General features: G+C 66.5%; 16 protein-coding genes and 1 other RNA gene. 15 read left to right on the forward strand and 2 right to left on the reverse strand.

Features of this window, described 5'->3' with window-relative positions:
* Nucleotides 1–4: 4 nt before the first annotated feature.
* The 10 genes from uvrB to SX243_08295 all read left to right on the forward strand — a co-directional run bounded on the left by uvrB (nucleotide 5) and on the right by SX243_08295 (nucleotide 12,509).
* The gene (gene uvrB, locus SX243_08250; GenBank protein MDY7092948.1) at nucleotides 5–1,996 is read left to right on the forward strand and encodes an excinuclease ABC subunit UvrB; all 1,992 of its coding nucleotides are present in this window, start codon (nucleotides 5–7) and stop codon (nucleotides 1,994–1,996) included.
* Between the two features lie 318 nt (nucleotides 1,997–2,314).
* A complete protein-coding gene (gene uvrC / locus SX243_08255) occupies nucleotides 2,315–4,111 on the forward strand; it encodes an excinuclease ABC subunit UvrC (protein ID MDY7092949.1) in 1,797 nt (598 codons plus the stop codon).
* 70 nt (nucleotides 4,112–4,181) lie between these two features.
* Nucleotides 4,182–5,744: a DnaJ domain-containing protein gene (locus tag SX243_08260; GenBank protein MDY7092950.1), complete on the forward strand. Its 1,563-nt coding sequence runs from the start codon at nucleotides 4,182–4,184 to the stop codon at nucleotides 5,742–5,744.
* Between the two features lie 43 nt (nucleotides 5,745–5,787).
* Nucleotides 5,788–6,192, forward strand: an RNA gene (gene rnpB, locus SX243_08265) — RNase P RNA component class A.
* Between the two features lie 79 nt (nucleotides 6,193–6,271).
* Nucleotides 6,272–7,135: an LD-carboxypeptidase gene (locus tag SX243_08270; protein MDY7092951.1), complete on the forward strand. Its 864-nt coding sequence runs from the start codon at nucleotides 6,272–6,274 to the stop codon at nucleotides 7,133–7,135.
* A gap of 46 nt (nucleotides 7,136–7,181) precedes the next feature.
* The gene (locus SX243_08275; protein MDY7092952.1) at nucleotides 7,182–7,970 is read left to right on the forward strand and encodes a cyclic nucleotide-binding domain-containing protein; all 789 of its coding nucleotides are present in this window, start codon (nucleotides 7,182–7,184) and stop codon (nucleotides 7,968–7,970) included.
* Nucleotides 7,971–8,008: 38 nt separating this feature from the next.
* Nucleotides 8,009–10,072, forward strand: coding sequence for a helicase-related protein (locus SX243_08280; GenBank protein ID MDY7092953.1), 2,064 nt, complete (start codon nucleotides 8,009–8,011; stop codon nucleotides 10,070–10,072).
* Nucleotides 10,069–11,334: a glycosyltransferase family 4 protein gene (locus tag SX243_08285; protein MDY7092954.1), complete on the forward strand. Its 1,266-nt coding sequence runs from the start codon at nucleotides 10,069–10,071 to the stop codon at nucleotides 11,332–11,334. Before SX243_08280 ends, SX243_08285 begins: the two co-directional genes overlap by 4 nt.
* 16 nt (nucleotides 11,335–11,350) lie before the next feature.
* Nucleotides 11,351–11,830 carry a hypothetical protein gene (locus SX243_08290; GenBank protein ID MDY7092955.1) on the forward strand — a complete coding sequence of 160 codons (480 nt, stop codon included), beginning with the start codon at nucleotides 11,351–11,353 and terminating at the stop codon, nucleotides 11,828–11,830.
* Between the two features lie 382 nt (nucleotides 11,831–12,212).
* Entirely contained in the window at nucleotides 12,213–12,509 is a 297-nt protein-coding gene (locus tag SX243_08295) for a hypothetical protein (protein ID MDY7092956.1), read from the forward strand.
* 47 nt (nucleotides 12,510–12,556) lie between these two features.
* On the opposite strand, the gene SX243_08300 is transcribed toward SX243_08295, so the two are convergent.
* Entirely contained in the window at nucleotides 12,557–13,933 is a 1,377-nt protein-coding gene (locus tag SX243_08300) for a lysine 2,3-aminomutase (GenBank protein MDY7092957.1), read from the reverse strand.
* Nucleotides 13,934–14,195: 262 nt separating this feature from the next.
* On the opposite strand from SX243_08300, the gene SX243_08305 reads away from it, so the two are divergent.
* From SX243_08305 to cmk, 5 genes are read left to right on the forward strand one after another with little or no spacing between them, the layout of a single operon-like run.
* Nucleotides 14,196–15,146 (forward strand): glycosyltransferase family 2 protein, encoded by a 951-nt coding sequence (locus SX243_08305; protein ID MDY7092958.1) that lies wholly within the window; start codon nucleotides 14,196–14,198, stop codon nucleotides 15,144–15,146.
* A 25-nt stretch (nucleotides 15,147–15,171) separates the two neighbouring features.
* The gene (locus SX243_08310) at nucleotides 15,172–15,960 is read left to right on the forward strand and encodes a segregation/condensation protein A (protein MDY7092959.1); all 789 of its coding nucleotides are present in this window, start codon (nucleotides 15,172–15,174) and stop codon (nucleotides 15,958–15,960) included.
* Nucleotides 15,957–16,862: an SMC-Scp complex subunit ScpB gene (gene scpB / locus SX243_08315; protein MDY7092960.1), complete on the forward strand. Its 906-nt coding sequence runs from the start codon at nucleotides 15,957–15,959 to the stop codon at nucleotides 16,860–16,862. Before SX243_08310 ends, scpB begins: the two co-directional genes overlap by 4 nt.
* Complete coding sequence (locus tag SX243_08320; GenBank protein ID MDY7092961.1) at nucleotides 16,855–17,937, forward strand: pseudouridine synthase; 1,083 nt, start codon at nucleotides 16,855–16,857, stop codon at nucleotides 17,935–17,937. The genes scpB and SX243_08320 overlap by 8 nt, the downstream gene beginning before the upstream one ends.
* Complete coding sequence (gene cmk, locus SX243_08325) at nucleotides 17,934–18,623, forward strand: (d)CMP kinase (GenBank protein MDY7092962.1); 690 nt, start codon at nucleotides 17,934–17,936, stop codon at nucleotides 18,621–18,623. The genes SX243_08320 and cmk overlap by 4 nt, the downstream gene beginning before the upstream one ends.
* Nucleotides 18,624–18,651: 28 nt before the next feature.
* On the opposite strand, the gene SX243_08330 is transcribed toward cmk, so the two are convergent.
* Complete coding sequence (locus SX243_08330) at nucleotides 18,652–19,341, reverse strand: CADD family putative folate metabolism protein (protein MDY7092963.1); 690 nt, start codon at nucleotides 19,339–19,341, stop codon at nucleotides 18,652–18,654.
* Between the last annotated feature and the right edge of the window lie 120 nt (nucleotides 19,342–19,461).

Raw genomic sequence — 19,461 nt, forward strand, 5'->3', positions numbered from 1 at the left:
CGCTATGCCGAATTTCGAGCTGATCTCATCGTTTACTCCCCAAGGCGACCAACCGCAGGCCATCGAATCCCTGGTGGAGGGGCTCGAAAGAGGAGACAAAGAACAAGTGCTGTTGGGGGTGACGGGGTCGGGAAAGACCTACACCATCGCCAAGATGGTGGAGGCGGTGAACCGGCCGACCCTGGTGCTCTCCCACAACAAGACACTGGCGGCGCAGCTTTTCCAGGAGTTCCGCAGCTTTTTCCCCAACAACGCGGTGGAGTATTTCGTCTCGTACTACGACTATTACCAGCCGGAGGCCTACGTTCCGGCCAGCGATACGTACATCGAGAAGGAAACCAGCATCAACGATGAGATCGACCGTCTGCGCTTGCGGGCGACGAAGGCGCTCTTCGACCGTCGGGACGTGCTCATCGTGGCGTCGGTGTCGTGCATCTACGGCCTGGGCTCGCCGGAGGCGTTCTTCGGCATGCTGCATTTTTTCGAGCGGGGCCAGGAGGAAGGGCTGGAGGTGGCGCTGTCGAAGCTGGTGGCGATGCAATACGAGCGCACCAACATGGATCTCTACCACGGCAGCTTTCGGGTCCGTGGGGACGTGCTGGAGATCCAGCCGGCCTACGAGGACGTGGGGATACGGGTGGAGTATTTCGGCGACGAGATCGAGCGCATCCAGCGTTTTGATCTGCTCCGGGGGGAGGCGCTGGAGGAGCTGGACAAGGTCTCGATCTTCCCCAAGACCCACTATGTGACTCCCAAAGACCGCCTGCAAAGGGCCATCGAGACGATCCGGCTGGAGTTGGCAGAGCGGCTGGCGCAGCTCAGTGACGAGGGCAAGCTCCTGGAGTTCCAGCGGCTGGAGCAGCGGACTCGCTTCGATCTGGAGATGCTGCAGGAGATCGGCTATTGCCACGGCATCGAGAACTACTCGCGTCACCTGAGCGGCCGGGCTGCGGGGGAGGCTCCACCGACCTTGCTGGATTATCTGCCCGACGATTTCCTCCTGGTGGTGGACGAGAGCCACCAGACGATTCCGCAGGTGCGGGCGATGTACCACGGGGACCGCTCCCGCAAGCAGACGCTGGTGGATTATGGATTCCGGCTGCCCAGCGCGCTGGACAATCGGCCGCTGCAATTCGAAGAGTTCGACCAGCGGGTAGGGCAGCGCATCTATGTCTCGGCGACGCCGGCGCCGTGGGAGTTGGAGCGCACGGAGGGGGTGGTGGTGGAGCAGGTGATCCGGCCTACGGGGCTGCTCGATCCGGAGATCGTGGTGCGGCCGGCGCAGGGGCAGGTGGACGATCTGGTGGGAGAGATTCGCCGGGTGGTGGATCGCCGGGAGCGGGTCTTGGTGACCACGCTGACCAAGCGCATGGCGGAGGAGTTGTCGCAATACCTGACGGAGTTGGGCTTCCGGGTGCGCTACATGCACAGCGATGTGGACACGCTGGAACGGGTGGAGATCGTGACTTCCTTGCGGCGGGGAGAGTTCGACGTGCTGGTGGGGATCAATCTCTTGCGCGAGGGGTTGGATATCCCAGAGGTCTCGTTGGTGGCGATCCTCGACGCGGACAAGGAAGGCTTCCTACGCTCGGAGACCTCTCTGGTGCAGACCTCCGGCCGCGCCGCGCGCAATGTGCATGGGCAGGTGATTTTCTATGGGGATCGGGTGACGCGGTCGATGCAGGCGGCGATGGATGAGACCCAGCGGCGGCGGGAGCTGCAGCAGGAGTTCAATGAGGAGCACGGCATCGAGCCGGCGACGATCCTGAAGGACATTCACAGTCCGCTGGTGGCCATGGCCAATCTCGATTACTACCCGGTCCAGCGGCCGGCGTTGTTGGAGGTGGCGGAGGGCTCGGAGCTGCCGTTGGCGCAGCAGATCGAGATGTTGGAGAAGAAGATGAAGGAAGCCGCCAAGAAGCTCGAATTCGAGCAGGCGGCGGCGTTGCGGGACAAGGTCAAGGAGCTGCGGGAGCTGCAGATTTATGCGGGCTGAAGGTTGAGCCCGTTCCCGACTGGCTCCGTCGATTCTGCGCGCGATGCTCGTCCGCTACTCCGCCCTGCGCCGGATGGAACGATTCTGCGCGCGGCGCTCATCTCTTGCCCTCCCTCCGCCGGCCTCGTCGTTTCTGCGCGCGGCGCTCTAACGTTCCGCTCCCTGCGGTCGCTCCTCGCCCTTCGGGTTGCTCAAGCGCTCGTGCTCGAATCGACGAGGCCGGCTCCGGGTGATGCCCCGATGGGCGGCCGGCTCCTCACCAAGAATATGAAGAGGCATGGGTATCAAGCCTTTGAGAGTTGGAAGGGGTAGAGAACCGTGGTCGCTGAGAAAGTCGAAGAGAGAATCCGCGAGCTGCCGGACCGGCCGGGGATTTACATCTTCAAGAACGCCCGGGGCAAGGTGCTCTATGTCGGCAAGGCCAAGTCGCTAAGGAAGCGGGCGGCGAATTATCTGGCGCGGGATCACGAGCCGCGGCTGGAGGTGATGCTCGCCGAGGCGGCGGAGTTGGATTGTCTGATCACCGACACCGAGGCCGAGGCGCTGCTGCTGGAAAACAACTGGATCAAGAACAAGCGGCCGCGCTACAACGTCCTGCTGCGAGACGACAAGACCTATCCGTACCTCAAGCTCACCGACGACCCCTATCCGCGTCTCGCCTTCACTCGCCGGATCTTCGACGATGGAGCGCAGTATTTCGGACCATTCCTTCCTGGGGGATTGGCGCGGAAGGCCATCAAGCTGGTGCAGAAGCTCTTCCAGGTACGGGTTTGCCGCATCGAGATCGACGGAAAGATGCCGCGGCCGTGCCTGTACTACGACATGCACCGCTGTCTCGGACCCTGCGTCGACGGGTTGACCACGCCGGAGGCCTACAAGGAGGCGGTGGAGGAGACCCGGCTCTTCCTCTCCGGGCGCACCGACCCGCTGCTCAAACGGCTCAAGGAGCGCATGTGGCAGGCGGCGGAGAAGGAGGAGTTCGAGGATGCGGCGCAGCTGCGGGACACGTTGGCGGAAGTGGAGGTGCTGAGCCAGCGGCGCAAGCTCTCGTCCACCCAGGGCGAGGATCTGGACGCTTATGGAGTCCATGTCGCCAGCGGCAACGCCGCGGTGACCGTGTTGGTGATGCGCGGCGGGCAGGTCCTGGACCGCCGGGAGCTCTTCTGGGAAGGCATCGGCGACATCTCCACCGGTGCGCTGCTGGACGAGGTGCTGCCACAGATCTACGACCGCACCACCTCCATTCCCAAGGAGATCCACCTGCCGGCGCCCATTGAGGGGGACGAGGCCCTCCTCGACTGGCTGTCCCAGCGCAAGGGGGAGAAGGTCTACCTGCGGCTGCCGGTGCGGGGCCCCAAGGCTCATCGGGTGGACCTGGCCCAGCGCAACGCCGAGCTCGCCCACGGGCGGAGGTTTCGCTTGGGGGATCTTCACGGGCCGGCGGTGGCCAGTCTGCGGGAGAATCTCGATCTTCCGGAGAGCCCGCGGCGCATCGAGGGCTTCGACATCTCCAATTTCCAGGGCCGGGAAATGGTGGCGTCGCTGGTGGTGTGGGAGGAGGGGAAGATGCAGAAGAAGGACTACCGCAGCTTCAATATCCGCGGCCTGAGGGACCAGGATGACTTCGCCGCCATGGCCCAGGCGGTGGAGCGGCGCTATCGGCGTTGGCTGGACGAGGTGGGGGAAATGCCGGATTTGATTCTCATCGACGGGGGCCGGGGGCAGCTCAACGCCGCCCTGGAGTCGTTGGCCCTGTTGGGGGTGGAGGAGACGCCGGTGGTGGGATTGGCCAAGCGGGAGGAAGAGGTCTACCTCCCTCAGCGTCCGGAGCCGCTGCGGTTGGAGCGCTCTGACCCTGGTCTGCGGTTGCTCCAACAGGTGCGGGACGAGGCCCATCGTTTCGCCGTGTCCCGCCACCGCCGCCGGCGCAAGGCACGCACCCTCACCAGCTCGTTGGACTCCTTGGAGGGGATCGGCCCGACCCGCCGCAAGCGGCTGCTGCGGCACTTCGGCAGCCTCCGGGAGGTGCGGGAGGCGAGCCGAGAGGAGCTGCAGGCGGTGCTCGGACCGGCGGTGGGAGAGAAGGTCTTCGAGCAGCTGCGGCAGGAGAGCTGATCCGCCACGCCATCGTGCGAATCGAGGCGGGCCTCGGCATCGCCGGCCGCTGCTGATAAAATCCTCCCCAATGGTCCTGCCATCCCCTCCTTCTGCTGCCCGTGCGGGCAATCCTTCCCTGCTGGAATTCCTCCGCACGCTGTACCAGAAACGCCAGTCCGGAATCCTGGAAGTCTTCCAGGGGGAGCAAGTTCGACGCTTCTACTTCAAGAACGGCGAGCTGCATCTGATTCAAGGGCATCCTTTGGCCCAGCGCATGTCGGCTTTTCTGAAGGGACCCGGCGAAGGCGGTGAGAGCCTCTCCTCGTTGTTGCGCGAGGGGCCACGCTCCGGGGAGGACAACCCGGTGGCCCAGGCGGCGCAGGAGTTGCGCTGGCTGCTCCGGCGCATCGCCAAATTCCTGCATCAGCTGGAAGGGGAGAAGTTCGGCTTCCAGGAGGGGGAGGATCAGCTGCCGGAGCAGCTGGTTGGACCGCTGCCTACCGGGTTCTTGATCATGGAGTCGGCGGTCATGGATCGCACCGTGGAGAGCCTCTTGGCGGACCTCGGGGGCGAGACCTCGCGGTGGGTGGCGGTGTCGGAGGGCCAAGTCTCCCAGGAGCTCACCTGGTTGGAGCCGGAGGAAGCCTTCCTCCTTTCCCGCCTCGAGTCGCCCATGGCGGTGGGGGAGCTGGCCCGCCAGGTAGGGCAGACTCCAGGACCGGTGGTGCGGCTCGCCCGATTGCGCTCCCTGGGCCTGGTGCAAACCCCGGAGGATCCCGTTCCCCGGGGCGCCAGAACCCCCACCCCGGATGCTCGACGGGTGCATCCGGACGTGGTGGGCCGGTTCCTGGATCGGGTAGGGCGGGAACTCGAGGCCAAGCCCGTGACGCTGGAGGTGGAAGATCACCGGGAGCGCATCGGCGAACTCTTCGCCAGCCTCGGGGAGAAGAATTTCTACGAGCTCCTGAGTGTGCGGCCGGATGCCACCTTGGAGAAGGTCCTGGTGGGCTACAACGAGCTCGCGCGGCTGGTGCATCCGCAGCACAAGGGGCGCCTCCAGCTGGCCGGAGGGCCGGTGGTCTTGGATCTGCTCTTCGAGCGCGCCACAGAGGCCTACCTGACCCTCAGTGATCCTTCCCGGCGGGGACGTTACAACGCCGAGAATCTGGTGAGCTTGATCCCCGAGGACGAGTCTCCTGAGCAATCCCAGGAGCGGGAGCAGGAGCTGGCGCGGGAGTATTTCGAGCGCGCCCGCCAGATGGTGGCCAATCAGCAGTACCACGCAGCGCATGAATTGTTGCGGGAAGCCGCTCGCCGGGAGCCCAAGGCTGAGCACTATGCGATGCTGGCGCAGGTGCAGACCAAGAATCCCAATTGGGTGCGGCAGGCGGTGGACAACTACCGCAAGGCGGTGGATCTGGAGCCCCACGCGGTGGAACATCGGCTGAGCCTTGCGCTGACCTGCGAGGAGGCGGGGTATCTACAGGAAGCCAAGCTGCAGTTCGAGAAAGTCCTGGAGCATTCGCCGGACCATCCCATCGCCGGTGCCGGTCTCAAGCGCATCGAGCATCAGGAGGAGCCGGAGAAGGGGCCTGGCCTGATGGAGCGCATCCGCGCGGCCCTTGCCACCCTGATGGGCAAGGACTCGTGATCGACGCTCTCGTTTCGACTGGGAGCTGCTAGACTCCTCCATCGGAGAGCTCCGGGTGGTCGCTCCCCGCTAGGCGCTAGGCGCCAGGGCGGGGGGAGGAAAGTCCGAACTCCCACGGGCAGCATGCTCGCTAACGGCGAGGCGCGGCGACGCGACGGAAAGTGCAACAGAGAGTAGACCGCCGGCAGCCTTCGGGCAGCCGGTAAGGGTGAAAGGGTGCGGTAAGAGCGCACCGCTCCGCCGGCGACGGCGCGAGGCACGGTAAACCCCATGCGGAGCAAGACCAAATAGGGAGGCGGAGCGCGGGTCGTCCGTCCCGCTCATGGGCTCGTCCCATGGCCGTCTCCGGGTAGGTTGCTCGAGGCCGTCGGCAACGGCGGTCCTAGAGGAATGACCACGAACCCGGTTCGCCGGGGAGACAGAATTCGGCTTATGGAGCTCTCCGCTTCACATCTCTTCAACACCGGTTCCCAATGGCCAGCTTAGTGTCCCCCCAGCTACCTCCTCCAGTCCGGCCCGGAGATCGGGTGGGCATCGCCGCTCTGTCCGGACCGGTGAATCCGGAGCGGCTGAACGCGGGGGTCGAGGCGTTGCGCGGCCTCGGCTTCGAGCCGGTGTTGGGCTCCAACCTGGACTGCCGCTGTGGCCTCTTCTCCGGGGACGACGAGCAGCGTCTCGAGGCCTTCCATGCGCTGATCCGGGATCCCGACTTGAAGGCCATTGTCTTCGCCCGTGGGGGATATGGTCTGCAGCGTCTGCTGCCGCGGCTGGATTGGGATCTCCTGGCAGCCCACCCCCGCGCCTACGTCGGCTACTCGGACCTCACTCCCTTTCTCAATCTGGTGGTGCAACGGCTGGGCCTGGTGGCCTTCCACGGCCCCATGGTGGCAGCGGACCTAGCTCGGGGCCTGGAGCCGGAGGAGGAAGCTTCCTTCCTGGGCTGTCTGGCGGGGGAGATTCCCGAGCGCTACCCCCTGCCTCATTGGAGCCGTGCCGGCGAGGTGGAAGGCCCACTCTTGGGCGGCTGTCTGAGCTTGCTGGCGGCGAGCCTGGGCACTCCCTTTGCCCCGGATTTGGAGGGTGCCGTCCTCTTCTGGGAGGAGGTGGCGGAGCCCCTCTACCGGATCGATCGAATGTTGACCCACTTGCGCCTCTCGGGTAGTCTGCGGGCATTAGCTGGAATGGCCGTGGGGCATATTCGTTGGGCGGATAGCGAACGAGTTCCCGATCTTGCTTGGCAACAGCTGGAAGAGATCAACTTGCACCAGGTACCGGGCCCCGTCGGCGCGGGGCTGGCCAGCGGTCATAGCGCACCGAACCTGACCCTACCCCTGGGGCTGCGCGCGCGGCTGAGCTCAGACGAGGCGAGTCTGATCTTCGGCCCGGGCTAGTGACAGCGTTTCACGACGAAGGGTTCACGACGAAGGAAAACGCCTGATGAATAAGCCCGTGTTTCGTGCCACCGGAAAGAGCTCGCCGGCCAAGCACACCATCGATGTACCCGCCGGCCAGTTCATCTTCCACCAGAACGACCTCGGTACCGAGATGTACATCGTGCACGAGGGCAAGGTGGAGATCCTGCAGGAGGTGGGGGGCGAGCAGAAGCGCCTGGCGGTGATGGAGAAGGGGGATTTCTTCGGCGAGATGTCCCTGCTCGACGACATGCCCCGCAACGCCGGCGCCCGGGCCGCCACCGACGCCCGCCTGCTGCGCATCAACGGCTCCACCTTCGTCCAGATGCTGCGCAAGGAGCCGGAGATCGCCATTCGCATCATGCGCAAATTCTCCCGCCGCTTGCGGGACGCGGATCGCTTGCTCAAGCAGACCTTGGGCGATACCGGCAGCCGGGCGTCCATGGCTTCGGATCTGGCGGCGGCGGACAACGAGATGAATCGGGAGCTGGGCACCGAGCGGCTGATCCACGACAAGTCCGGGATGGAGTTCTTCCTGCTCCTGGGGGACGAGACCACCGTCGGCCGCAAGGATCCGGTGACCGGTATCTACCCCGGCATCGACCTCACGCCGGTGGACAGCCAGCGCTCCACCAGCCGCCGCCACGCCAAGGTGTACCGCAAGGGCGACAAATTCTATGTCGTCGAAGGCATCGGCACCATGAACGGCACCTTCGTCAACGGTCGGCGTCTGGAGACCGGCGTCCCTACCGAGGTCAAGGACGGCGACGAGCTGCGTTTCGGCATGGTGAACACCTCCTTCAAAGCCTCCTGAGCCCGTTCCGGGGCTTTCCTAGCATCGCCATCGACATCGTGTCCGGTCTCGACCTCGAGGATGAACCGCTCGAGGTGCTGCCCGGCGTTGGTCCCAAGACCGCCGGCAAGCTCGCTGGAGGGGGCCTCGAACGGATCGCCGACCTGCTCACCGTGGTGCCCGCCGGCTATCGGGACCGCCGCCGTCCCCTGGCTCCTGGCGCCGTCGAGATCGAAGGCCCGCTGGCGGTGAGGGGCACTCTTGAAGCGCCGCGGCTGATCCATCCCCGGGGCCGCGGCCGGCGGCGCAGTCTGCTGCTGGCCCGGGTGACCGGCGGCGGGGGGAGCGTCGACGTGCGCTGGCACAATCAACCCTATCTGATGCAGCGATTGGAAGAGGGGAGCGAAGTACTCCTATGCGGCGACGTGCGCCAGGGCCGCGGCGGTTTCGAGATGCTCAACCCCGCCTTGGAGGACCCCGAGGGGGAGGGGCCGGCGGTGACCCCGGTCTATCCCCGTACTGCGGATCTGGGACCGGCGCGCATGGCCACGCTGATGGAGGCTGTCCTGGACCGCCTGAAGCCCCTTCCGAAGCTCCCGGACCCCTTGCCGGAGAATCTGCTCAAGCGCCGGGAGCTCCCGGCCCTCGGAGCCGCTTTGGAGGAAGTACACCGGCCGTCGGAGAGCTGCGAGGTCGAGCTCCTGCGCCGCCGCGGTACCCCGGGCTGGTACCGTTTGGTTTATGGTGAGCTGGTGGAACGGCAGCTGGCTTTGGAGGAGCTGCGACAGCGTCGGCGCGAGCTCGAAAAGCGTCGTTCGCCGGGGCTCGATGAGGCCTCGCGGCGCGACCGGCGGCTGGATCTCAGGAATCTGGCTCCCTTCTCTCTGACCTCACCCCAGGAGACTGCACTGGAAGAGATTCTCGACGATCTGGAACGCCCGTTTCCCATGGTTCGGCTGCTCCAGGGGGATGTGGCCAGCGGCAAGACCGCGGTGGCCCTGCTGACGGCGGCGGCGGTCTTGCGACAGGGCTGTTCGGTGGCCCTGATGGCTCCCACCGAGCTACTGGCGGAGCAGCACCATGCCACCGCCCAGCGCTGGCTGGCGGGGATGGCGGAGGTGATGCTGGTCACCGCCGCCGAGGCGGGGGCGCTGCCCACCTCGGACGCTCCGCGGCTCTTCGTGGGCACCCACGCCTTGATCCATCGCGATGATCTGCCAAGCTTCGGTCTGGTGATCATCGACGAGCAACATCGCTTCGGAGTCGACCAGCGCCGACGCCTGGTGGAAGGAGAGGATCGTCCCGACCTGCTGCTGATGAGCGCGACTCCCATTCCCCGATCGCTGGCGCTGGCCCTCCATGGAGATGTGGAGATCTCGGTCTTGGACCATGGCCCGCCGGGGCGGAGCCCGGTGACCACCGAGCTATGGCCCCGCCGGCAACGCCGAACCTTGTTGCGCCGGTTGAAGGCTCGCTTGGACGAGGGAGCCCAGATCTACGCGGTTTTTCCCACCATCGAAGGCGGGCGGGGGGAGAGCCGGCTGATGACGGCGTTGGAGCGATTGGAGAAAGCCTGGACCCCGCATGCCGGCGCGGTGCTCCACGGCCGCTTGAGCCGGGAGGAGCAACGCCGGGCGGTGCAAGGCTTTGCCAGCGGTGAGGTGCGCTGGCTGGCGGCCACTACGGTGGTGGAAGTGGGGCTGGATGTGGAGTCGGCGACGGTGATGCTCATCGAAGCGGCGGAGAGCTTTGGTCTCGCCCAGCTGCACCAGTTGCGGGGCCGGGTCGGCCGGGGTGCGGAGCCGGGGTTCTGCTACGCCGTCCACGGCCCGTTGCAGGAGAACGCTCGCCGGCGCCTGGAGGCCTTTGCGGGCACCGGCGACGGCTTCGAGCTGGCGCGGCTGGATCTCGAGCAGCGAGGCCCCGGGGATCTGCTGGGGGCTCGCCAGGCGGGGCGGGAGGGCTTGCGGGCGGCGGATCTGGGCAGAGACCAGCGTTGGCTGGAACGGGCGGCGGAGGATGCCCCGGAGCTGCGGGCGCGGCTGGCGGCGGGAGAGTTGCCGGCGTTGGCTCGGCGGGTGGCGGCACGGCTGGAGCGTTTGGGCGCGGAGATCGCGGCATGACCCGAGTTCTGCTCATCGCCAACACGCTGCCGCCGCAGGACATCTCCGGCGTCGGCGAGCAGGTGCTGCAGCTGGCGGCGGGACTGCGCCGGCGGGGTCTGGAGGTCGAGGTTCTGGGGCGGGGCGCCGGCGGAGCCCGCGGCCCCAAGGTACTCTTTCCCCTCGCGGTGGTTCCCGCCACCGCCCGCCGGCTGTGGAGCTTCCGGCCCGACGTGGTGCAGGTGCACGAGAGCGACGGTGCCCTGGCGGCGCTGCTCACGGTCCTGTTGCGGCCGCTCTTGGCCCTGCTCCGGCGGCCGCGGCCGAAGCTGGTGGCGTTGCTCCAGGTGAGCTACGTGCGGGAGCGCCGTGCGGTGCGGCCACTTGTGGATCACTCACCGGGGGATGACTCACCGGAGGGGACGAGACAGATCGGCGAGCCGGGCTCGGAGGAGATTCATTTCCGCCGTTTCAAGGCGCCGTTACAGATCTTCCTGGGGCGACTGACGGCTCGGTTGGCGGATCAGGTTCTGGCGCCCAGCGCCCGTACGGTGGAGGAATTGCGGGAGGACTATGGTGTGACCTCGGCGGCGGTACTGCCCAACGTTACCGGGGGCCTGGAGGTCGCCCCGGAACCGTGCCCCGGCTTGGAGGGGGAGACCTCGGGATATCTCCTCTTCGTCGGCCGCTTGCGCATCCGCAAGGGAGTGGAGACGCTCCTGGAGGCGCTGGCGGCACTGCGGGACCGGTCTCCCGAGGGCGACTCCCCCCGGCCTCGCCTGCTCATCGCCGGCGACGGCGAGCACCGGGCGGCTTTGGAGGCGGTGGTGCGGCGTTTGGAGCTCCAGGAGCAGGTACGCTTCCTGGGTCGCTGCGGCGCCGGCGAGGTGCGCACCTTGTTGGCGGACGCCCTGGCTCTGGTGGTGCCGTCCACCTACGAGGGGATGCCGCTGGTGATCCTGGAGGCCATGGAGGCGGCGGTGCCGGTGATCGCCAGCCGGGTGAGCGGGATCCCGGAGGTTGTAGTGGACGGTGAGACCGGCTGGGTGGTCCCGGCGGAGAATGTCTCGGCGTTGGCGGAGGCTTTGGACCATGCCCTAGGCGATGCCCAGGAAGCCTGGTTTCGAGGTCGCGCCGGCCGCACCCGCCTCGACCATCACTATCGTCCCCGGCACGCCGCGAAGCTGTGGCAACATCGGGTCCTGGAAACGCCGGTCCTGGGAACGCCGGTCCTGGAAACAGGAGTAGAAACCGAGTCCGAGTCCGAGCCGGAAGAGCCGTAGAAGGAAGGATGGGAAGATGAAGGATCGATTCGGCCGCATCGTGTTGATTCTCAGCGTGCTGGGAACGCTGGGCCTGGTCTGGGTGGGCATCGACGGCTACCGGGTCGGCGACACGCGCCCGGAGCTGCAGCGGCACCTGGCCCAGTCCATGGCGGTGATCCTGGCTCTCTTCTTCGGTCATAGCTGGATCGCCCTCTATCTGACCTTCCTGTCCAAGACCCTCCGCCGCGGCGCCGAGGCGGGGGGCCTGACGGAAGCCCCCTGGAGCTGGCGCAGCCACCGGCCGGTGACCTGGGCGGTGGCGACCTCGCTCATCCTGCTCCTGGTGCTCTTCCTCCTGGGGCCGGCGGCGATGTTGGAGATGGCGCCACCGTGGACCCATGCCGTGGCCTTCTTCGCAGCCTTGGCGGCCCAGATCCTCGCCCTCGTCCTCGAGACTCGTTCGCTACGCTTGGCGGATGGGCAGCTGGCGGAGTTGAATGACCGCCTCGATTGACCCACAGCTACCGCCTGCGACCTGACAAGAGATCCAGCTACCCCCCGTCATGCCCGCGGACGCGGGCATCCACGCGGTTGTGGAACCGCATCCCTCCCTCCGCCGGTGGGGTCGAACTCCGCGCGGCGCTCAAACGTTCCGCTCCCTACGGTCGCTCCTCGCCCTTCGGGTTGGGTTCGCGCCGTGCTCGATTCGACCCCACCGGCTCCGGGTAGCTTGCTGAACGAGACTTGCTGATCGGCTTTCTGGGTGGAATTGCTCAATATAAAAAGGTACAATTAGAGCTGAAAAAAGAGCGATATATCAGGCCGCGGCGAGGCGGCTGTTGTCTTTCGTCAGTGTCCCTCGAAACCGATGAACAACTACAAAGAGGAGGCTGACCATGACACGTCTAGACCCGAGAAACTCGAGAGAGTGGGACGTCCAAGAGAGCAAGTACACGGGCGAGTGGACCCGCACGAGCGGCGAAGGCGAGGATGTACAACATTTCAAGCACTATGCCGGTGATGAGATGAAGGTCCACTACGCAGGAGATCACGTCTACGTCGAGCGGTACAAGCCCGGTGATCTTCACTACTACCACGGGACCGTGTCAGAAGATGGGCGTACGGTCGATGGAAAGTATCTCATCGCCAACTGGGATGGTGAGAAGACCTGGTCTGCCCAGCTTCATTACTAACAGCTCGGGGTGAACAAGCCCTGTTGGCACCTGTTCTCATCACGATCTCAGAGACTTCTTAGACGAGTAGGAGGAGGGGGACCCGCCCCAGGGGAGACGCCCTCCGTTTCGAAGAAGAAGCACTCCTCCCCAAAGGCCGGCTGGAGCTGGTCGAGCCAGGTGGCGTGGGGATCGTAGCGGGCGAAGAAGGTGCGGCCGGCCCAGTCCGGGGAGCGGCCCTGGAGCATTTCTAGGACGAAGGCCCGTTCGCCATGGATCGTTTCCACCCCCGCAATGCGCACCTTGCCGGGGAAGGCCGACATCACCGGTCCCCGTACCGTGCGGGCGAGGCCCGAGACCCGGCGGTGGGCTTGCTGGAAGATCTCCAGAGTACGGGCCAACGGTACCTCGAAATACCGCTTCGGCCCGGTGTCCCGTTCGATGAAGAGGTAGTACGGCACCATCCCCAGCTGAACGCCTTCCCGCCACAGCTCCGCCCAGGGCTCGGGGGCGTCGTTGACCCGCCGCACCACCGGCGCCTGCATGCGGATCTGCGCTCCCGTGCCGCGCAGCCGAGAGATTGCCCGACGGGCGATGGAAGGCTGCAGCTCCACCGGGTGACTGGCGTGGGCCATGATCGCCCCGTGGCGGCCGGCGGCTTCGATCTCTTCCAGCAGGCGCAGCAGATCGTCCGCATCCTCGTCGGTGACGAATCGTTGAGGCCAGTAGGCAAGGGCCTTGGTGCCGAAGCGAATATTCTGTACGTGCTCCAACTCCGGGGCCAGCAGCGGCTCGACGATGCGCCGTAGGAGCCGGGCCTTGAGGATCATGGCGTCGCCGCCGGTGATCAATACGTCGGTGACCTCGGGATGGAGCCGCAGGTAGCTCACCAGATCCTCGACCTCTCGGCCGCCGAAGCGCATCTCCGCCGGGCCGACGAATTGAGCCCAGCGGAAGCAATAGGTGCAATAGGCGTGGCAGGTCTGACCGGCGGCGGGGAAGAAGAGCACCGTTTCCCGGTACTTGTGCTGAAGTCCCTGCAGCCGCCGGCCGTCCAGCGTCGGCACGTTGTGGCTCAGCTGGCCCGCCGGCTGGGGGTTGAGCCGCTGCCGGATCTCCTGGGCCGCCGCCTCGACTTCCCGGGGGCCGGCACCCTGATGCAGCAGTCGCCGGATGCGCTGGAAGTCCTGCGGCTCGAGCATTCCGGGCTGGGGAAAGGTGAGCTGAAAGAGCGGATCCTCCGGCACCCGCTGCCAGTCGATGAGGTGCTCCACCACGTAGCGGTTGGAGCGAAAAGGGAGCACCCGGGCCACCACATCCACCGCCTCCCGCAGAGGCTCCGGCAACGAAGACCACTGGGGCAGCCGATGAACGTTGCGGCGGGTCACCGCCTGGAAGCGTTGAGAGGGAGGGGAAGAAGGGGCTAGGGACAAAGGAGTCGTCATCAATCGGGTGTCCTCGGGAGGAATCGTTACGGTCGCATACTTATTCTGTGAGCCGGCCGGGCTGGTAGGGTAGCAAAATCATCGAGTTTGGGCCTCCGGGGCCAGGACGCTCCCGAGCAGCGAAACATGGTTGGGCACGGCCCGCGGCTGCGCTATACTCCCTCTTTATGATTGCCGCCGGCCCTCTGTGGACGGAGTCGGCTGCACCTACCACCACCCGAGCATCATCCCCGTGTACCGTTCCTCGGAGCTTCCTTAGCTCATGCGCGATCCTGCTGCCCGAATCGCCGTCGTCCTGGTCAACTGGAACGGCGCCGGCGATACCCTCGACACCCTGAAATCCCTCGACCGGGTACAGGGCCACGACCTATGGCCACTGCTGGTGGACAACGGCTCCACCGACGATTCGGTGCAGCGGATCCGGGGGCAGCGTCCCAACCTCGACATTCTCGAAACCGGCGCCAACCTCGGCTTCGCCGGCGGCAACGAGGTGGGGATTCGGCGGGCTCTCGAGGATCCCGAGGTGGGCTGGATTCTGCTCCTCAACACGGATGTCGACGTCGATCCCGACTTTCTCCAGCCGCTCCTGGAGGCCTGTGCCGATCCCGCCGTCGCCGCCGCCGGGCCCAAGATCTTCTACGCCGATCCGGCGGACCGGCTGTGGGCCGCGGGTGGAAGATTACGGCTGCGGGAGACCGTCACCCAGGAATTTGGCCGCGGCGAGCCTGATGGACCGCGCTGGAGCCAGCCCCGGGACGTCACCTACCTGACCACCTGCTGTCTGCTCGTGCCCCGGGACGCCATGGAGGCCGTCGGGCCTTTGGACCCCGCCTACTTCATCAATGTCGACGACGCCGACTGGTGCCGCCGAGCTCTGGACGCCGGATATCGTCTGCGCTACGAGCCTGCCAGCGTGCTTTGGCACAAGGTGGCGGCCTCCACCGCCGGTTCCTACACTCCTCTGAAAACCTTCCACACCGGCCGCAGCAACGCCATCTACGTGCGTCGTCACGAGGGAATGGGGGGAATCCTCGCCTTTGCTCTCGCCAACCTGGTGACCTTGCCGGCAGCGGCGTTGCGGGAGCTCTTCCGCGGCAATCTGCGCTCCGTGATCTCCAAGGCTCGAGGCGTGCTGCGGGGCCTCCGCGACCCGCTGCCGCCGGTACCTTCTCTCACCGCTGGCGCGCCCGCCGGCCCGGATTCCTCCCGTTGAGACGCTTCCCGTTGAGGTTCCGAGCGTGAAGAAGCCCGCGGTCAGCCTGCTGCCGGAGGAGTGGAAGGTTCAGCTGCCGGTCTTCGAAGGGCCGCTGGACCTCCTCCTGCACCTGGTCAAGGTCAATGAGGTGGAGATCTACGACATCCCGGTGCTCACGGTCTGCGACCAATTCCATGAGTACCTGAGCCTGATGGAGGAGCTCAACCTCGACATTGCCGCGGAGTTCATCTACGAGGCGGCGCTGCTCATCCAGCTCAAGTCCCGGCTGCTGCTGCCCAAGGTCAAGACCGAAGACGGCGAGCCGGAGGAGGACCCACGGGAGGTGCTGGTACAGCGGCTGCTGGAATACCGGCGGCTCAAGGAGGCGGCTCAGGAGCTGGCGGAAGTGGAGCGCCTACGCTTGGGCATGTGGACCCGCCAGGCCCGCCCGCCGCGCCTCGACCCCCTGGCCGAGGACGAGATGGAGCTGGGAGATATCTCCCTCTACGATCTGCTGGCGGCGTTCAAGCAGGTGCTGGTGCGCTATGACAAGGAGCACCCACCGCCGATCCATCTGCGCGGCGAGGTCTATTCCGTGCGCGATCAGCTACGGCGCCTGCTGGATCGGCTGGAACCGGCCCGGCCGCTGGACTTCCTCGACGACCTGCGCCTGCTATCCTGCCGCGCCGAGGCCATCGCCGCCTTCTTGGCGGTGTTGGAGATGGCCAAGCTGAGCCTGGTGCGGCTGCACCAGACCGAGACCGGGGAGATCCTGCTCTACCGGACCACCCGCGAGATCCAGGAGCAGGAGTTGGAGACCATCCAAGGATGAGCGAATCGAAAGAAATGGAGGCGGCCCTGGAGGCCGTGCTCTTCGTATCTCCGGAACCGGTGTCCCGGGCCCGTCTGCTGGGGCTCTTCGACGAGGAGGAGCAGGACGCCGCCAAGGAAGCTCTCGCCACGGTATTGGAGCGCTATACCCCCACCGCCGAGTCCGGCGAGGATGGCCGCGGCGTGATGGTGGAGGAAGTGGCCGGCGGCGTGCGGTTGATCACCCGACCGGAGATGAACGACTGGCTACGGCGCTTTTTCGAGTCCGGCGCCTCCAAGAAGCTCTCCATGGGCGCCTTGGAGACCCTCGCCATCGTCGCCTACCGCCAGCCCATTACCGCCCCGGAGATCCAGGAGCTGCGCAGCGTCAATCCCTCCGGCGTGCTCAAGACGCTCCTGGAGCGCCGCATGGTACGCATCGCCGGCCGCAAGGAGGTGGTGGGGCGCCCCTTCCTCTACGCCACCACCCAGCATTTCCTCTTGCACTTCGGCCTCAAGAGCCTGAAGGACCTGCCGCCGCTGGAGGAGTTCGAAGAGGCCCTCGCCGGCGAGGGCTTGGGCGAGCTTCTCGGCGGTACCGATCTCGAAGAGGAAGTGCTGCGGGAAGCGGCGGAGATCGAGGAGCGGGACGAGGAACGGGAAGACCGGGCGGAGGAGCTGGCGGAGGCTCTGGAGCACGAGGCGGCGGAAGCGGAAGAAGAAGACGACGAAGAAGGTTCGGAGGCTCCGGATGGCGAGGGTCCCCCGGAGGGTGACTTCGCAGACGATGATCTCGCAGATGGGGACACCGAGCCGGAGGAGCTGGAAGAGAGCGAAGAACTCGACGACGAGTCCGAAGACTCCGACGAGCCCGAGGACCTGGAAGATCCCGAGGATCCCGAGGAAGGAACCACCCATGAGTGAGGAACGCCTGCAAAAGGTATTGGCCCGGGCCGGTGTCGCCTCGCGGCGCAAGGTCGAGGAGATGATTCGCCAGGGCTTGGTGACGGTCAACGGCCAGGTTGCCACCCTCGGGGACCGGGCGGACCTGGAGAAGGACGCGGTGAAGGTGGACGGCAAGCGCATCCATCCCATGACCGCCCCCCATCTCTATCTGCTCCTGCACAAACCTTCCGGGGTGATGAGCACCGTCTCGGATCCGGAGGGGCGGGAAACCCTCCTCGACCTGGTACCGCCGGCGCTGCACAAGGGGTTGGTGCCGGTGGGGCGGCTAGATTTCATGACCACCGGCCTGATCCTCCTCACCACCGACGGCGAGTTCGCCCACCGCGTCGCCCACCCCCGCTACGGCTGCACCAAGACCTACGAGGTCAAGGTCAAGGGACAACCCGACGCCATCGCCCTGCGGCGGCTACGGGAGGGGATCGCCATCGAGGGGCGCAAGACCGCGCCGGCGGAGGTGGAGCACCGGCCCCTGCCCAAGGCCGTGGCCAGCGACGAGAACACCTGGTGGACGGTGAGCCTCACCGAGGGCCGCACGCGCCAGATTCGCGAGATGTTCCTACGCGTGGGGCATCCGGTGCTCAAGCTTCGCCGGGTGGCCATCGGCACCGTGCGGGACGATCATCTGCCCCAGGGCAAGCTGCGGGAGCTCACCGAAAAGGAAGTCGAGAGCCTGCGCAAGGGCGTGCGGGAGCGCCCGGCGAAACAACGGGGGAGCGGTGGAAAACGAGGCCGCCCGCCGAAGCCCAAGGACGATCGGGAGCGCGGTGGCAAGAAGACCGGCAAAGCCCCCGGCCAGCGATCCGGTGGGGGCAAGCCCGGTGGCGCCAAGCCTCGAGGGGGTAGGCCCTCTGGGAGCAAGCCCGGCGGGAAGGGACCCGGAGGGCGCGGCCCCTCCGGAAAGGGCCCCGCCAGGAAAGGACCTGCCAGGAGGGGGACGGGTAGCCAGGGGCCTGGCGGTAAGGGCTCGGGCGGCAAGGGCTCGGGAGGGAAAGGCTCCGGAGGCCGGCGCCCGGGAGGCAAAGGACGGCGATGAGCGGGGGCGAGCAACTCGTCGTGGCCATCGACGGGCCCTCCGGCGTCGGCAAGAGCACCGCCGCCCGGGAGTTGGCCCGGCGCCTCGGCGTGCCCTATCTGGACACCGGGGCGATGTATCGCTCCCTGGGGCTCAAGGCGCTCCGGGAGGGGTTGGATCCGGCGGATCGTCCGGCGGTGGAGGCGCTGGCGGAGCAGACCGACATCGGGCTCCGGCGGGGGCCCGACGGCTCCTACGAGGTCCTACTGGACGGTGAGCCGGTGGGGGAGGCCATTCGTACCCCGGAGGTATCCACCGCCGCCTCCGCCGTGGCGGTGCATCCCGGCGTCCGCCGGCGCATGGTGGCGCTGCAGCGGGCCACCGCCGAACGCCACGGGGGAGTGCTGGAAGGCCGGGATATCGGTACCCGGGTCTTTCCCGAGACCCCATTCAAATTCTTCCTAGAAGCCGATCCCCAGGTGCGGGCGGAGCGGCGCTTTCTCCAGCTCCAAGAAAAGAGCGGCGGCGACGCACCGTCGCGGCAGAAGGTGGCCGAAGAGCTGGCGGAGCGGGACCATCAGGACAGCAGCCGCGGCGATTCACCCCTCACCTGCGATGCCAGCTACCACCGGGTAGATAGCACAAGCGCCACCGCCGAGGAGGTGGTGGCGCAAATGCTGGCGGTGGTTCGCCACCGCCGGGGTTAGCAGCTGGAGCGGCTAGCGAAGGCTTCGATCAGCAGACGTTCTCCACGCCGGCTTCCTCACAGACTCCGTCCAGCAGTCCCCAATAGGCATCCAGAGCCTGGTCCGCGGCGGCCAGCACGGCCTCGCCGTCGGCGCCGTTCTCCAGGCAGCGCAGCAGCGAGCGACGCTCGCCCTCACGGTGGCGCACATCCGCCTCCTGGTGGACCGTGAAGTACTCGACGGTCTGCTCGTCGGCGATGCCGTAGAAGCGCTCCAGCCCCTGGGCCTTGGTGTGGGAGACCTCCGGCTGCTGGCTCTCGTAGCAGTACAGAGCAGCCAGCGCCTGGGCGGTGTCGCTGGTGCACAGGCGTCGGAAGGTGTCGACGGTGGCCTGGGCTGCCGGCGCCGCGTCGGCCTGGGTCACCGAATCCTTGTCCAAGCCCAGTCCCGCAGCAAAGTCCAGCCAGATCTCCGGGTGGGCCCGCGGCTCGCTACGCTCCTCGCGCAGATTGTCCAGCAGCTCCGCCCGCACCACTGCGTCGTCGGTGCGCTCCGCCGCAGCCTCCAGATGTCCCGGGAAGGCCTCCACATGGGGATAGTAGAAGCGGGCGTAGACGGCCAGTTGGTCGCGAGTCAGCTCGCCGGCATTCCACGCCTGATAGAAGGGGTGCTGGAGGATCGAGCGCTCGGCGATGCGGCGCTCCAGCTGCTCGAGAACGGAGTTGGGGCTGAGGCTCATATGGAATCTCCCTATCGTCGCGGTCCTGGTGTTCGTTCTTCGGGGTCGTTAGACTGACCGGAGTATACCCTCAGAAAGGTGCATTGTTCATCCGCTTCCGAGGTCTGCGCTAGTCTCGAC

The sequence above is a fragment of the Acidobacteriota bacterium genome (genome assembly GCA_034211275.1).
Classification (GTDB): domain Bacteria; phylum Acidobacteriota; class Thermoanaerobaculia; order Multivoradales; family JAHZIX01; genus JAGQSE01.